Genomic DNA, 14,448 nt, shown 5'->3' with positions numbered 1-14,448 from the left:
CAGAGGTAGGTACTTAAATGGAAACAAAACTACTAAGGATAGCAGAAATAGCAAAATCTAATCCAAAAATGAAATTCACATCACTTGCATATTTATTAAATAAGCAAGCACTAGCTCAATGTCATCGTGAACTACCCAATAGGAAAGCAACTGGGATTAACGGTACAACTAAAGAGACATACGGTGAAAGTTTAGAAGAAAACCTAGATGATTTAGTAAGCAGACTGAAAAGCAAAAGCTACCGTCCTGTTCCAGTAAGGAGAATGTATATTCCGAAGGTTAATTCAAGCAAGAAAAGACCATTAGGCATACCGGAACATGAGGATAAGGTTGTTCAAAAAGGCATTACTAAGATACTAAATACCATCTATGAAAATGATTTTCTAGACTGTTCCTTTGGATTCCGTCCAAATCGTAGTTGCCATGATGCTTTGAAGATACTGAACTTCTATATTGAAAAGAGGTCAGTAAATTATGTAGTGGATGTCGATATTAAAGGATTCTTTGACAACGTTGACCACACATGGATGATGGAGTTCTTAAAGCTGCGAATTGCTGACCCTAGTCTACTAAGAATAATTAGTAGATTTCTCAAAGGTGGGTATATGGAGGAAGGGAAGAAATACAAAACAGATAATGGCACACCGCAAGGTGGGGTAATATCTCCTGTATTAGCCAATGTATATCTCCATTATGTACTCGATTTATGGTTTGAGATAAAGGTCAAGAAACAATGCAAGGGGCGGGCATATATAGTAAGGTATGCAGATGATTTTGTGTGCTGTTTTCAATATAAGAGCGAAGCTCTGGAATTCTTTCAATCATTAAAATATAGATTAAAGAAATTTAACTTGGAAGTTGCCGAAGATAAGACCAAAATAATACCCTTCGGGCCGTTTGCAGAAAAAGATGCAAAACAAAAGGGGAATAGTAAACCTACAACTTTTGATTTTCTAGGATTTACTCACTATTGCAGTAAAAGTAAACAAGGGAAATTTCGGGTGAAGCGGAAATCGAGTCGGACGAAAGTCCAAAGTAAATTAAAAGAGTCTAAAGAATGGTTGAAGAAGAATAGAAATAAAGATATTCATATAATCATGGATAGATTTAGACGCTCACTTATAGGGTACTACAACTACTATTGCATTACAGATAACACAATAAATGTTAGTATCTTCAAAGATGGAATTGAGAAATTATTGTTTAAATGGCTCAATAGAAGAAGTCAAAGGAAATCTTTTACGTGGGATAAATTCAGACTATTTCTTGATAAATATCCACTACCTTCACCAAGAATTAAAGTGAATATATATGATTTAAGAAAAGAGATTAGTTATTTTCTGTGAATGATGATTAGGAGGAGCCGTGTGCATTAATAGTGCAAGCACGGTTCTGTGAGGGGATGGAAGTACAATTTACCGTAAGGTAAAAAGACTCCATTCTACTCGACTTCTGCAATAAAACGCGTCTTTTCTTTTGGAAAGAGCCATAATAGTTGCTAAATCAAAAGAATCAATCACTATATTTTATAGTTAACTTCAACAAACTTTTTCTTGAGAACTTTTTTGACCTCTTCAATTTTTTTTATCTTTCTTAGAGTGAAGAGCGAAAATAGAAAAACTAAAATATATGTTACATAGCTATAGTCCATCTCGCCTTTTGTAATAATTCTTCCCATAATATATGCCCCTCTCTCATACTCTTAATTATAATACTGCTTCTTTTCGAATAAGCGGTGGAATGCATTGCATCAATGCTTATTTTTCTTCGGTAGTTAATAATGTCTCTTAGCTTCAAATATCCAAATATCGATCAAAAAAGGGAAATTACATTTTATAAAATAAATTATATGGTACATTTTTTATAAATTGCACTAAAATTTTTGCTCAATTATACAAAACAGAAACTTTATTTGAGAATCGACGTCTATTATGTAGATAGTGATTATAATAAACCACTTTCATTTACGTTATATGAATTACTTATAAATCTATACTAAATACATTGGAGGATTATTGTTTTGAATCAAACTATTTACTTAATTCGACATGGAGAAACAGTTTTTAATACTGAAGGACGATATCAAGGTGAGCTTGATTCCCCTTTAACAATAGCGGGAATTGATCAGGTCAAAAATATATCAAGGCTATTAAAGCTATTAATCGATGATCCAAATGAATGGACGATGTATTCGAGTCCACTAGGAAGAACTATTCAAAGTACAAAAATTATTTGTGAAACTCTGGGCTATGATTTTAATAAGGTAATTATAGATAATAAAATAAAAGAAGTATCTGTAGGTTCTTGGGCTGGTTTAACAACTAAGGAAATAGAAGCTACATGGTCTAAGCTTATAAAAAATACAGATAGTTATAATTGGTATTTCAATTCTCCAGATGGAGAAAGCTATGAAACTGTTGTAGAGCGGGCATCCAAATGGCTTGATAGTATAAAGGGTAGAGAAAAAGTAATTGTCATTTCACATGGATTAATGGGGAGAGTGTTAAGAGGAGTATACAAACAAATGGATAAAGAGGAAGCATTAAGATTAGAAGTATCACAAAATACCTTTTTTAAATTGAATAATAAGGACATTGAGCGAATCAGTTACGAGTATGAGGAATTTTAATACATAAATCCATGTAAAGAGTATAATGTGTAAGAAAAGGTTTTATAGAGATTTTCTTTATTCCACAATATGGCGCATGAATATAGTCATGTCTATCTCGACCATATTAGGGTTAATACCTATTTAAAATAGGTCAACTAGAAAAAATACTGGCTGACTTCATAAAAATGGCATTATTAACGAAAATCACATATTACACAATATTTTCGTAAAATTTAACAATTGTGAAGGCTTAGAATTTAAATATGCATAAATGCAGTTAGTGATTTAGCATATCGCTACTTCCTTAACAATAATACCTATTAGTAATAGATCAATCAAGAATGTACTGGTTGATCTCATAATTCGAATGACTGGATTCATAACGTATTACTTCCTTTACATAGATTTGCAAGTTGCCTCTTAACATAGCTTGTAGTTTCATAGCTTCGCTTGTTATACGTGTTCTATGCCCAAACCAGCCTCAAACGTTTCTATAAGTAGGAGGTGAACAGTATTGCCGACAGGGTCAAGCCCCAATGGTGCTAGCGTTCTACTCTTCTGGAATGGCGTTAATCTGTAATAAGGGTTAGTGCTTTTCATTAATTTAGTGCCATATTGTTGAAGATTTATTGTTTATTGGACTTAGTATACAATTAATTAAAAAACACAAAGATCATTAATCAACATGTTGTTCATTAATGGTGTATGGAATCGTTAGAGTACATACGATGATGGGGAAAATCATTAGGGGGATAAAGAATGATGAAATCATCAGTGCTGTTTTTTGAAGAAATTGACCGTACCAGTCTGCCGTTAGTGGGTGGGAAAGGGTCAAACCTTGGAGAATTAAGCAAAGCTGGATTTCTCGTGCCGGGAGGTTTCTGTGTTACGACATCTGCATATAAGGAATTTATCCAAACAAGCCCTGAAATGGAGCAATTGCTGAACCAGTTGAATCAATTGGATATAAATGATTTAAATAGCTTACGTATGCTCGGGGAGAAAATTAGAAGTCATATGCAAGGACTTGCAATCCCTAAAGAAGTAGAAAAGAAAATCATTTTAGCATGGGAAAAAGTTGGGCAAGACCACTTCTATGCTGTCCGCTCAAGCGCAACGGCAGAAGATCTTCCAACTGCCTCTTTTGCTGGGCAACAGGATACTCATCTTAACATCCTTGGACAAGGACAACTTCTCGACCATATCAGGAAATGCTGGGCCTCTCTTTTTACAGACAGAGCTATTGCCTATCGAGTGAAAAATAATTTTGATCATGAGCATGTTTATTTATCAGTGGTCGTGCAACGAATGATTAAACCTGATATATCAGGAATTATGTTTACAGCTGATCCTATTACTGGAAATAGAAATGTGGTCTCAATTGACGCAAGTTTTGGGTTAGGTGAAGCAATTGTTTCAGGAATTGTATCTGCAGATTTATATAAAGTAAAATCGGGAGAAATAATTAGTAAAAGTATATCAGAAAAGAAAAAAGCGATAATTCCGCTTGTTCAAGGTGGTACTGAGACGAAGGAGTTGCCTATAGAGAAGCAAAAGCAGCAAGCTTTATCTGATCAAATAATTATAAAAGCAGCTGAACTTGGTAAGAAAATTGAAAACCATTACGGTTCTCCTCAAGATATTGAGTTTTGTATAGTAGATGAAGAAATTTTTATTGTTCAAAGTCGGCCAATTACATCCTTGTATCCACTACCTGATCTCCCACAGCAGCCTTTACGTGTATTATTATCCTTTGGCCATGTACAAATGATGACAGATGCGATGAAACCGTTAGGAATATCTGTTTTAAGAACGATATTCCCAAAGTCGTTTTTTGAGGAATCGGGTGGCAGACTTTTTATCAATCCAACACTTTTTCTACAAACAAAATTAGGAAGAAAAATATTCCCTAAGGCGTTAAATAGCATGGATGAATCAATTAGTCGATCAGTAGAAGAATTTATACATCGACCTGATTTTATGAAGAGTCCTGTTGTGAAAAAATCGATAAGACCATTATTGAAACACCTTCGTCCAATCATTAAGGAAGTTCTTCTAAAAATATTTATACATGATCCAAGTTTAACTAGAGGTCATGTAGAAGATGTCATGGGCAGAGTAGTTAAAACTGTTCGAGATGATCTACATCATAAATCGGGAGTTATTCGTTTAGATGCTGTTAAAAACAACTTGGAACAGCTAATAGGTCATGTTTCTAAAATTATGGCGAATCCGATGACATTGATGATTACAGCAAGAGTTCTACAAAAAAAGTTATACCAAATGACCGGAAGTGATTATGAATTTAACCAATTAACAAAATCATTGCCTGGGAATATCATGAGTGAAATGGGTCATGAGATGGGGGATTTAGCTGATTTAATTCGGGATTTACCAGAGGTAGAGAAATATTTAAAATCAGCACAAGACGATAGTTTTTATGAAGGTTTATTAATGGTTAAGGGTGGTAAATCCTTTAAGCAATCCTTTGAAGCATTTATTGATAAGTACGGGATGCGATGCCCAGGAGAAATTGATATTACAAGGCCTCGATGGAGAGAGAATCCAACTCTCATAACATCAACGATTCTAGGAAATAAGCAAAACTTAAAGCCAAATGATCATAGAGAAAAGTTCAAGCAAGGATTAAAAGAGGTGGACGAAGCAAAGAGAAGAGTTTTAAAACAGGTTGGTAATAGGGGGCTTAACAAAATTAAGCAAAAGTATATGTCTCGTCTAATAGACGTTTACCGTTATATGAGTGGTTTAAGGGAACATCATAAACATTTAGTTACAATAGTATTAGATGAATGTAAGCAAGCTTTACTGATAGAAGCAAATGAGATGGTGAATAAAAGAATACTTAAGAAGCAAGAAGATATCTACTTTTTAACTTTAGATGAAATAATAGAGATTGCCAATGGAACGTTCGAGTATAATGTTGCTATTTTCATCAAAGAACGTAAAGAGCAATATGTATGGCATCAAACTTTAAATCAGCCAAGAGTCATGACAAGTGAGGGTGAGATTATAACTGGAACTATTAGAAAAGGAAACTTCCCAGAAGGAGCTCTTATTGGTAGCCCTGTATCAGCAGGTGTAGTTGAAGGTAGGGCACGTGTTGTATATAAGCCTGAAGAAGCGAATTTGAATGAGGGTGAAATATTAATTGCAAGCTATACTGATCCGGGGTGGACCCCATTATTTCAAACTGCTAAAGCATTAGTAACTGAAGTTGGTGGATTAATGACTCATGGCTCTGTTGTAGCGAGAGAATATGGGATTCCAGCTGTTGTTGGTATAGATGATGCAATGAAAAAAATAAAAAATGGTCAATTAATTCGTGTCGATGGAAATCAAGGGTTTGTAGAGGTTATTACTGATGAAAATAACCTCAACAAATATTACTATTGACACAGAAAGTTAATCATGAAATTAGGATACTAAATGATTAATGAGTTGATTAGTTCTTCTCTAGGTAAGTTAATCTTACTAATGATCAATCTGAATTTGTTATTCCACTAGATGGAGCAAAAATGTAACTAAGCTTATCCATACTACCTTAAGAATCATATTAATGAAAATGGGTCAACAAGCTGGTTGACCTTAAAAATAAGAATGGCCCTTCTGTGTAATGATACTGAAAAGCGTCTTTAATTATTAATCTTTTTATCGTTTAAATTGTTAAATAGCACAAGTTTATCAAGAATGCTTAACTTTCAACAACTTTTCATTCTTCTACCATAGAATGGTGAGTTTATTTATTGAAAGGGCATACGTAATGAGTTCTCAAAATCCAAAAAAACTCCGACGTCATATTGGAAATGTTTTTTCGCAAACAACCTAATTTCAGAAAAATCCTCCCTCGAATGCTTTTAATTAATTTATTGATGCATTTTCTAACTGAATAAATACAATTCTAACATTGAGTGGAAGGTTTAAAGAAATTTATAATATTAACTTATATTCTCTACCTCATCTTTTTCTCCAGCAGCAACTTGGACAAAATAATGGATGAAAGGGCTTTTATTGATAAAGAGAGCATCTCCTTATTTGAAGATACAATGAGTCAAGTACACTCCTCTACTACAGTACATAAGATGGTTTGTAAATAACAATTTATTAATATGAGGGGATTGATGGAAATGTACTGTGTGCCTTATATGTATCAACATCCTTATAATGTGAATGTACCAATGCATACTTTTAGAAAGCCTAAACCTTATTGGGCTCATTCTAATAAGATATATGGCTCGTATCTGCCATATTATAGTCATAATAGGCTTGTATTAAGAGATTATGGAGCAAACCCATTTGTTTTAAATATCAATGAAGCTACCTTACAAAATAATACCTACCGTACAGCAATATGGACAGGTAAGCATTTTCAAGTTACATTAATGAGTCTTAATGTTGGTGAGGATATTGGTTTGGAAATCCACCCTAATACTGATCAATTCTTAAGAGTTGAACAAGGTCAAGGACTTGTTCAAATGGGTAAGGAGAGAGAAAGCTTAAGTTTCCAAAGAAGAATTTTTGATGACTCCGCCATTATGATACCTGCTGGAATGTGGCACAATGTGATAAATACAGGTAATGTTGCATTAAAACTATACTCGATATATGCTCCACCAAACCATCCATTTGGTACTGTTCATAGGACTAAAGCAGATGCAATGGCTATAGAAGAGGGTAACGGAAATAGAGATGGAATACAGTAGTTCTTCAGAAAAGTCATATGAAACAATAGAAGATTGGGAACTTATAGAAGTATTCAAACTTTTACAGCAAGGCAAAAATATGAAATATGAACATCATAATATTGAATGATCCTGATCATATAATAACACCATTTGTTAGTGCTAAAGATAACTTTTAACCATAAATTCAAAGGTAAAAGGGTAATATTCGATAGAGAAAAATATTTAACCTCCCTGTTCCGTGCATGAAAGGAGGGTAGCAATGGAGGGTGGAGGAAGTTCGCGATTTTTATTGCTATTATGATCTTATAGTTGATGGATACAGGCTAGAGGTCGCTGGTTCGAGACCTGTCGAAATCATCCTAACGCTAGAATCCTTGATAACTCAAAGGTTCTAGCGTTTTTTATCTCCGTTGACTTGAACTTTGACTTAATCGTACCGTTATGCTCCCATTAACCGACAAAGAAGTTTTCTTACTTTATTCGTCCAATCACGTATAAGACTCACGGTATTTAATATCATATTAAACTGTGATTATGTAGGAATAACAATGACTCAATAAAAAAGGTAACAACATGTTGCGGGAGTACTATCAAGGAAGGAAAAACGTGTGATTGTCCGTGACAATTGATTACTGAAACCTCATCTCTTGATTAAATAGAATTAGCGACGGTGGATGTAATAGAGGCATACAATGGGAGACCAATTGGATTACACGGTGAAGCTGAACTTACTGTTTCTGACCCAACAGGAAATGAAAGAGTAGTTATTAACTTTACTTTAAATGGTGTAATACAGCCTATAACTTTAGATCTAGCTACTAAAAACACTAACAAGCTCTTTTCATTTGAAAATGTAACGAAAGTAGAAATAACGGATATAATTGGAGGTGAAGACGTTTCTGTTGATATAATTGTGATGGTATGACGGAGCCATGTAGTTAGGTTTCTGCACGGCACATCTGACGCGTACCTTCTAACATTTTCGTCTTAAAGTAGAAATTGTATTCAGTATTGTATTGTAATAAAGCATAGGAAACACTCTATAAATACCTTCACATCAATGTTTGTGAATGCGTATTGGTTCCTTTCCTATAGTTGTTAGTATGTAAACTAGGAAAGAATGGCGTATACAGCGAAATACAAAATTCGGAGGGATATTGCAAAGGGAAAACGACTGACCCTCAAGCGCCCCCAGTGAATAGCCTTTATCTGCCAAAAGAACAATGCCGATTCAAAAAATCACTTTGACCTTACGCTCGCATACACTGTAATAAAAGAATTAAGGAGGTCGGTACGATGGTACTGGCTTATGTCGTGAGTAACGGGCCTGACACTATATCTGTAATCGATACGAAAACTCATTCTCTTATCGCTAGTACGTTAGTGGGGGGTGACCCTAATGATGTTGCGATTTCCCCTGATGGAAAATTAGCATATGTCACAAATACAAGCTTTCAAAGCAACACCATGTCCGTGATTGATACAAAAACTCATTCAGTCATTGCTACTGTAGCGGTGGGTGCTGCCACGTTTGCTGTGGAGTTTACCCCTGACGGCAAGTTAGCTTATGTTACGGATAACATTGATTCCATTATTGCAATAGATTCAAAGACACATTCTGTTATTGCTACTATTTTTTTAGAGGATAATGCAGATGTCATCGAGTTTACCCCTGATGGCAAGCTAGCTTATGTTACGGATGGTTCTAGTATTTCTCCAGACGACGTGGTGTACGTAATTGATACGAAGACACATTCCCTTATTGCTACAGTTGGTGTAGGAGAGAACCCTAATAATATTGCGATTACTCCCGATGGGAAACTCGCTTATGTCACAAACGAACAATCTAATAATGTGTCGGTAATAGATACGAAAACGCACTCTATTATTGCTACGGTTCTCGCAGGAATCAGACCACAGGACGTAAAGTTTACTCCGGATGGGAAACTCTCATATGTTGTAAATCAAGGCGATGATTTAACAAGTGGTTCCGTCACAGTAATTGATGTGAAAACGCACTCTGTTATCGCAACAATTCCGATAGCTAATCCGGGTGACAGTCCAAGTAATATAGCGATATCACCTGACGGGAAACTTGCTTATGTAGATACTTTTAACGGAAATACAGTGACGGCTCTTGATATGAAAACTCACTCAATCATAGCTACCGTTGCTCAATTAGAAAATAATCTCCGTTTTGTAGAGTTCACTCCAGATGGTAAATTTGTGTATGTGGGTAATGAGGGCGAAAACACTGTAAATGTAATTGATACGAAAATACATTCGGTAATCGCAACCGTTTCTGTCGGGAGTAATCCAGTTGCTATCGCATTCACACCGCATTAATATAATCTAACCTATTAAAAAGTCACTTTGACCTTATGCTCGCATGCATTGCTAAAAACGATTGTTAGGAGGTCGGTGCTAATGGTGCTGGCTTACGTAATGAATGCTAGTCCCTCTAGTGTTTCCGTTATTGATACGAAAACACAATCTGTAATTGCTACCGTGTTGGTAGGGCCAGGGGCTGATAATATAACGATTTCACCCGACGGGAAACTAGCATATGTTACTTTCACGAGAAATGTGATTAGTGGTGTGTCAGTAATTGATACGAAAACACACTCGGTTATTGCAACTATTCAAGTAGGGGTTATGCCGGTAGATATTGGAAATTAGTTTACGTGTGTAAACGTGAAGACGTTAGTGGTTTTTCTTCTGTAGCTGCTATAGATGTTAAGACTCATAGTTTGATAGCGACAATCAATGTTAGTGATGACCCAAGAGGCATTTTTTTTACACCCGACGGGAAATTAGCTTATGTAGTATGTCAAGATGATGGGAATGTAACAGTTATCGATACAAAGACACATTCCGTAATTGCTACAGTGTCAGTAGGGAACAGACCTAATAATATTGCGATTATTCCGAACGGTAAAAATGCATATGTCGTTAATCAAGGTGAGGGTTCAATACTCGGCTCTCTGACAGTAATTGACGTATTCGGATGTTAAATGCTAATGATGTAATTTCTACTGAACTGCAAACGACAGCAGCTGGACAATCCGTTCTTTTCGTACGACCTTCCCTGCAGGTAATACAATTATCTTAGAGGAACGAAGACTCCCAGTAGTTGACGATTTTTGTATATCATTGAATATAATTTTCAATTCTAGTAAGCATAATACCAGTTATAGGTAGTTTGATTCGTAGACCTCATCTATCGAAATATGTAACCTCCATTCCAAGAATCTGGAATAGAGGCAGAGGTGAAAAAGATGCATGATAAGGAGAAGGACTGTAAATGCAGGGTCGTTCCACCACCACCACAAGGACCGCAAGGACCTCCAGGAAAACAAGGACCACAAGGACCAATGGGACCACAGGGGCCAATGGGGATTCCTGGGATTCCAGGTAGTGCATTAGGTTTTTGTGAAATTTTTAATATTAGCCAACAAATTACGACTCCAATGTCTGGTGACCCGGTGATGCTTCCTGATCTCGGACCATGTGAAGGTTTTGCAACTACTATGCCTACAAATAATGAAATCATGATTCCTGCTACAGGTTTTTATCAAATCACATATAGTATTGATGTATCACTAGGTCAAGGTGATATGCTTGTATTTAGAGTTTTGATTAATGGAAGTGGTTTAAGTAAATCACAGTCTGTTTCGCAGAGTGATGGTATGGGGACTAATAGTTCACGTACTACAGTTTCAAGAACCATGCTTCAAGCTCTTACTATGGGTGATACTATTGAAGTTGAGGTCGTAAACGCGACTTTAACAGGACAAAATGGATACCTTTTCCCAATTTTGGATATAATCAGATACACTTAATTCTATGTCACTACATTTCAAAAAGAGAAGTAAACATAAGAAATGCCCTACTCTATCTAAAAAGTGGGGCTGCTTTCATGTCATCATGCCAGAATGTTTAGGCATCCTGATACAATTTTCTTGGGACTATGTATAACACATTCATTTTTTAGCTTGTATAATATAATACCAATTATTATAATGATCGACACGTACTTGTAAGAATTAAAATTGCTGGTTCACATATATTGTCTAAAATAGATAATCTATACGATAGGTGGAGTATCACATACTGTATAGCTTTGGGTCAATGTGTCTCTTATCTGACACAGGGTAAATAAACAGTGTAATAGCATTCCCATTTGTTACGTGTTCAATTACATACTGTATACCAAAAGCCTCTTGACCACTGACACTGGCTTGTAAGTCTACCATAGAATCAACTTTGGCAACCCAACCCTTTTCCGGCACACTTATTGTATCTGTTGTTAATATTATAGGGACAAATACTAATTCCCTCCATACCATCACTTAATGTTAATTGACCAAGCTGACAATTACAAAATATTTCATTGTTTCTTTTCCCTTTGCACGAACAGTCAGACATAGATTTTACTTCCCTTCAGGTTTTAAGGCGTTATTAACTAGTGAATGCCTGACTACTTAAATGTGCAACTGACAACTATCTACATTATACAAATGTCATTAGAAAACCATGGAAGGGAGGCCGTTAAAATTGCCTTAGTGAAATGGAGAATGTCCCACTATACCGAGCGTCATCATAAAAAGGAAGAAACTTGACATAATACTGTTTATAATCGCACTTACAACACTACGCGCAAAATCCTTTTCGCCTTTCTCTATGTATATAACCTTCGAAAATTATTAAACGATTTCAAGAGAATTCAATGGTGAATATCGCTAAGAACGTACAGTATCACAAGAGATTTGTAAAGGCACATCTTTGAACATAAGGAAAACAGTACAAATAATAACGGACTCATCATTTGCTATAGCTGTAAATACATTTCCATTATGATCTGTTATATCTACTTCTAGCTCTTTATTTGGATAGCCATTGAAGTTATGTAAATTATTGTTATCTTTGTATGTTGGCAAAGAAGGTAATAAGGTTTTAGCTATTGATAAATCAGATGAGTAGTAAGGAACATTCTCGTCATGTAACTCTTTTTCTGAAACATTTTGTAATATAGCTTCTATTTTATAATCCATGTTTCTACTGCTGAATATAGGAATCTTAAATTTTTGTTCATTTTCATTTATTTGAATATTTAGCTTAGGAGAATTCAAGTTTTCCTCATGTTTTTCTTTTAGTAGTTTCTTAATTGTTATTTCTGTTCTAATCCCTTCGAGGGTTTGCTGGTGATAAATCAAATATGCGATCAAAACAGAAGCGAATACACTAGAAACATTCTCTATTTTCCCTACTTCTAAATCAATATACTTTTCTACAAGTTCTGGTGATACAATCAAGATTATAATAGTTCCGAAGAGGAGATTAGTAATTATTAAACCTCTTCTATTGGATACGATTTGTTTTTTTATTTTTTTTTCAGATACTGTTTTATGAAATTCGTCATAATTATATATTTTATATTGCCTAAAAATAAAAAAACAAATTAATAAACCTATTGCTAACGTATCTAATCCATTCATTAAAACCTACCGTCCCTTACATGAATTTAAAAGTAAATTTATAACATAATAATAATCTATCATTTCTTACAATTTTGAACAATGAAAAAATATGTTTGGCCAGTAATAATAATTTGAAGTACAGTTTAACTAATAATCGAAACTTTGGGTAAAAGTGTGCAGACTAAAATCTTTTGCTGGTATTATTAACCGAATACATAACCATATGAGTATCATACGAAAGCGGGAAGGTATTTATGAACAATATATCAAATTCACACGCAACCAGATTCGGCGTCCTAGCCAAAATAGGCACAGAAACTATAATTCTACTGGACAAGCACAGTAAAAAAAACATCACATCGGTGCCAGGATATTTATAACTTAGTTGAAAGAATGTAAAGCTTGTGAAAGTACTCGCTCAAATTAACGGATGCGTTTCAATATTGACCTTCAATGAAAAAGATGAAAGATATACCAGCCTGAACTCTTGAACTGTAGCTTGGTGGTCTATTTTCAAGATATAAGGCCAACCCTCTGGGAATTGTCTACTGTCTGACCGTGAGTGTCGAGAACACTTGCGGTTTTTTATTGTTGTCATAGGCTTCTATACATTTTTGGCACATGATATATGTTAGTCCAATCTTCTATAGAAATTAACCATACATATAAAGTAAAACAATTATAGAAGGTGAAAATCACTAATGAAAGACAAAGATTGTAAATGCAAAGTTGTTCCACCACCACCCAAAGGGCCACCTGGTCCACCGGGGAAACAAGGACCTCAAGGGCCTCCGGGGCCACCTGGTAATATCCTAGGAGTATGCCAAATTGAAGGGGTTCAAGAGGAAACAGCATCACCAGGTCAAGGTGTTACATTTGGTGGTCCAGGGCCTTGTATAGGTTTATCAACTGCAGATAACAACAATGCCATTCGACTTTCTGATATAGGCATATATGAAATCTCATTTGAGGCAAATTGTACTTTAAACGCAACTAGTGAACTTTTTTTTCAATTTAATTCGGACGTAGTAGGGCCCATTGGATCAGACATTATGCTAGACCCTGATCCTTCTACATCGGAAGTATATCCAGTTTCAAAATCATTTCTTTATCAAAGTAGTGCCATGAATGAATTGATTTCAGTCTCAACACCTGTTGCTGATGCCGCACCTAGTTACGAAGGACATATTTTACATGTCATTAGACTTACTTAATGTGTCAAACCGTAAATAATTCGAATTTATTGGTTAAAATAAAAAGGCTGGTATCCAGTCTTTTATTATGGCTGTTTTCGCATTGATTGTTGCTTTTCGTTCAAAGATATGAGCACGTAAACATATAGCGTTCGTGGCATCTTTTCTACTTAAACAATTATTGAGCACTCCTAAAACTCGTCAAACTGTCCACTTTTAATAAAAATAGCAACAAAGTTTACGAAAAGAGCCTTTATTATTTATACTAATGCATACAAATAATTCTTGTTTACATCATGGGAACTTAATTGCAAGTGGACAATCAACATGGACTTTAATTGATGCTAAACATGTTTACCCAACCTTCTATATGTATTTTGGGAGAAAAAGATAGTTCTTGTTTTATTGTGGAACGCTTTGATAAATTGAAAAACAATCAAAATCTTATATTAAAAGTGGTT

12 protein-coding genes are annotated in these 14,448 nt (G+C 35.1%); 10 read left to right on the top strand and 2 right to left on the bottom strand.

What is annotated here, in order from left to right; genetic code table 11:
* Positions 1-17 precede the first annotated feature (17 nt).
* The 9 genes from ltrA (at position 18) to V1503_RS02290 (ending at position 11,156) form a co-directional block, all read left to right on the top strand.
* Complete coding sequence (gene ltrA, locus V1503_RS02330) at positions 18-1,346, top strand: group II intron reverse transcriptase/maturase (protein WP_410624521.1); 1,329 nt, start codon at positions 18-20, stop codon at positions 1,344-1,346.
* A 674-nt stretch (positions 1,347-2,020) separates the two neighbouring features.
* Complete coding sequence (locus V1503_RS02325; RefSeq protein WP_410624519.1) at positions 2,021-2,629, top strand: histidine phosphatase family protein; 609 nt, start codon at positions 2,021-2,023, stop codon at positions 2,627-2,629.
* A 741-nt stretch (positions 2,630-3,370) separates the two neighbouring features.
* Positions 3,371-6,025, top strand: coding sequence for a phosphoenolpyruvate synthase (locus V1503_RS02320; protein ID WP_410624517.1), 2,655 nt, complete (start codon positions 3,371-3,373; stop codon positions 6,023-6,025).
* A gap of 731 nt (positions 6,026-6,756) precedes the next feature.
* The gene (locus tag V1503_RS02315) at positions 6,757-7,332 is read left to right on the top strand and encodes a cupin domain-containing protein (protein WP_214484015.1); all 576 of its coding nucleotides are present in this window, start codon (positions 6,757-6,759) and stop codon (positions 7,330-7,332) included.
* Positions 7,333-7,984: 652 nt separating this feature from the next.
* Positions 7,985-8,239, top strand: coding sequence for a hypothetical protein (locus tag V1503_RS02310; RefSeq protein ID WP_410624515.1), 255 nt, complete (start codon positions 7,985-7,987; stop codon positions 8,237-8,239).
* A gap of 371 nt (positions 8,240-8,610) precedes the next feature.
* On the top strand, positions 8,611-9,660 hold the full coding sequence (locus tag V1503_RS02305; RefSeq protein WP_410624513.1) for a YVTN family beta-propeller repeat protein: 1,050 nt from the start codon (positions 8,611-8,613) through the stop codon (positions 9,658-9,660).
* A gap of 27 nt (positions 9,661-9,687) precedes the next feature.
* Positions 9,688-9,993 (top strand): YncE family protein, encoded by a 306-nt coding sequence (locus tag V1503_RS02300; RefSeq protein ID WP_410624511.1) that lies wholly within the window; start codon positions 9,688-9,690, stop codon positions 9,991-9,993.
* Positions 9,994-9,998: 5 nt separating this feature from the next.
* The gene (locus tag V1503_RS02295) at positions 9,999-10,328 is read left to right on the top strand and encodes a YncE family protein (protein WP_410624509.1); all 330 of its coding nucleotides are present in this window, start codon (positions 9,999-10,001) and stop codon (positions 10,326-10,328) included.
* A 264-nt stretch (positions 10,329-10,592) separates the two neighbouring features.
* Positions 10,593-11,156 (top strand): BclA C-terminal domain-containing protein, encoded by a 564-nt coding sequence (locus V1503_RS02290; protein WP_410629367.1) that lies wholly within the window; start codon positions 10,593-10,595, stop codon positions 11,154-11,156.
* Positions 11,157-11,420: 264 nt separating this feature from the next.
* Here the strand turns inward: V1503_RS02290 and V1503_RS02285 are convergent, their stop codons facing one another.
* Positions 11,421-11,666 carry a hypothetical protein gene (locus V1503_RS02285; protein ID WP_410624507.1) on the bottom strand — a complete coding sequence of 82 codons (246 nt, stop codon included), beginning with the start codon at positions 11,664-11,666 and terminating at the stop codon, positions 11,421-11,423.
* A gap of 390 nt (positions 11,667-12,056) precedes the next feature.
* Positions 12,057-12,812: a hypothetical protein gene (locus V1503_RS02280; RefSeq protein ID WP_410624505.1), complete on the bottom strand. Its 756-nt coding sequence runs from the start codon at positions 12,810-12,812 to the stop codon at positions 12,057-12,059.
* 683 nt (positions 12,813-13,495) lie between these two features.
* Here V1503_RS02280 and V1503_RS02275 point away from each other — a divergent pair.
* Positions 13,496-14,008: a hypothetical protein gene (locus V1503_RS02275; RefSeq protein ID WP_410624503.1), complete on the top strand. Its 513-nt coding sequence runs from the start codon at positions 13,496-13,498 to the stop codon at positions 14,006-14,008.
* Positions 14,009-14,448: the final 440 nt, after the last annotated feature.

Source organism: Nanhaiella sioensis (genome assembly GCF_046557775.1).
In the GTDB taxonomy this organism is placed as follows: domain Bacteria; phylum Bacillota; class Bacilli; order Bacillales; family SM2101; genus Nanhaiella; species Nanhaiella sioensis.
Note: the sequence above shows the minus strand (reverse complement) of the source record. Positions and strands in the feature narration are given on the sequence as shown.

Excerpts from the sequence above, each read along its gene's own strand:
- ltrA (WP_410624521.1), top strand. The coding sequence starts at position 18 with ATGGAAACAAAACTACTAAGGATAGCAGAAATAGCAAAATCTAATCCA.
- V1503_RS02320 (WP_410624517.1), top strand. The coding sequence starts at position 3,371 with ATGATGAAATCATCAGTGCTGTTTTTTGAAGAAATTGACCGTACCAGT.
- V1503_RS02315 (WP_214484015.1), top strand. The coding sequence starts at position 6,757 with ATGTACTGTGTGCCTTATATGTATCAACATCCTTATAATGTGAATGTA.
- V1503_RS02305 (WP_410624513.1), top strand. The coding sequence starts at position 8,611 with ATGGTACTGGCTTATGTCGTGAGTAACGGGCCTGACACTATATCTGTA.
- V1503_RS02290 (WP_410629367.1), top strand. The coding sequence starts at position 10,593 with ATGCATGATAAGGAGAAGGACTGTAAATGCAGGGTCGTTCCACCACCA.
- V1503_RS02280 (WP_410624505.1), bottom strand. The coding sequence starts at position 12,812 with ATGAATGGATTAGATACGTTAGCAATAGGTTTATTAATTTGTTTTTTT.
- V1503_RS02275 (WP_410624503.1), top strand. The coding sequence starts at position 13,496 with ATGAAAGACAAAGATTGTAAATGCAAAGTTGTTCCACCACCACCCAAA.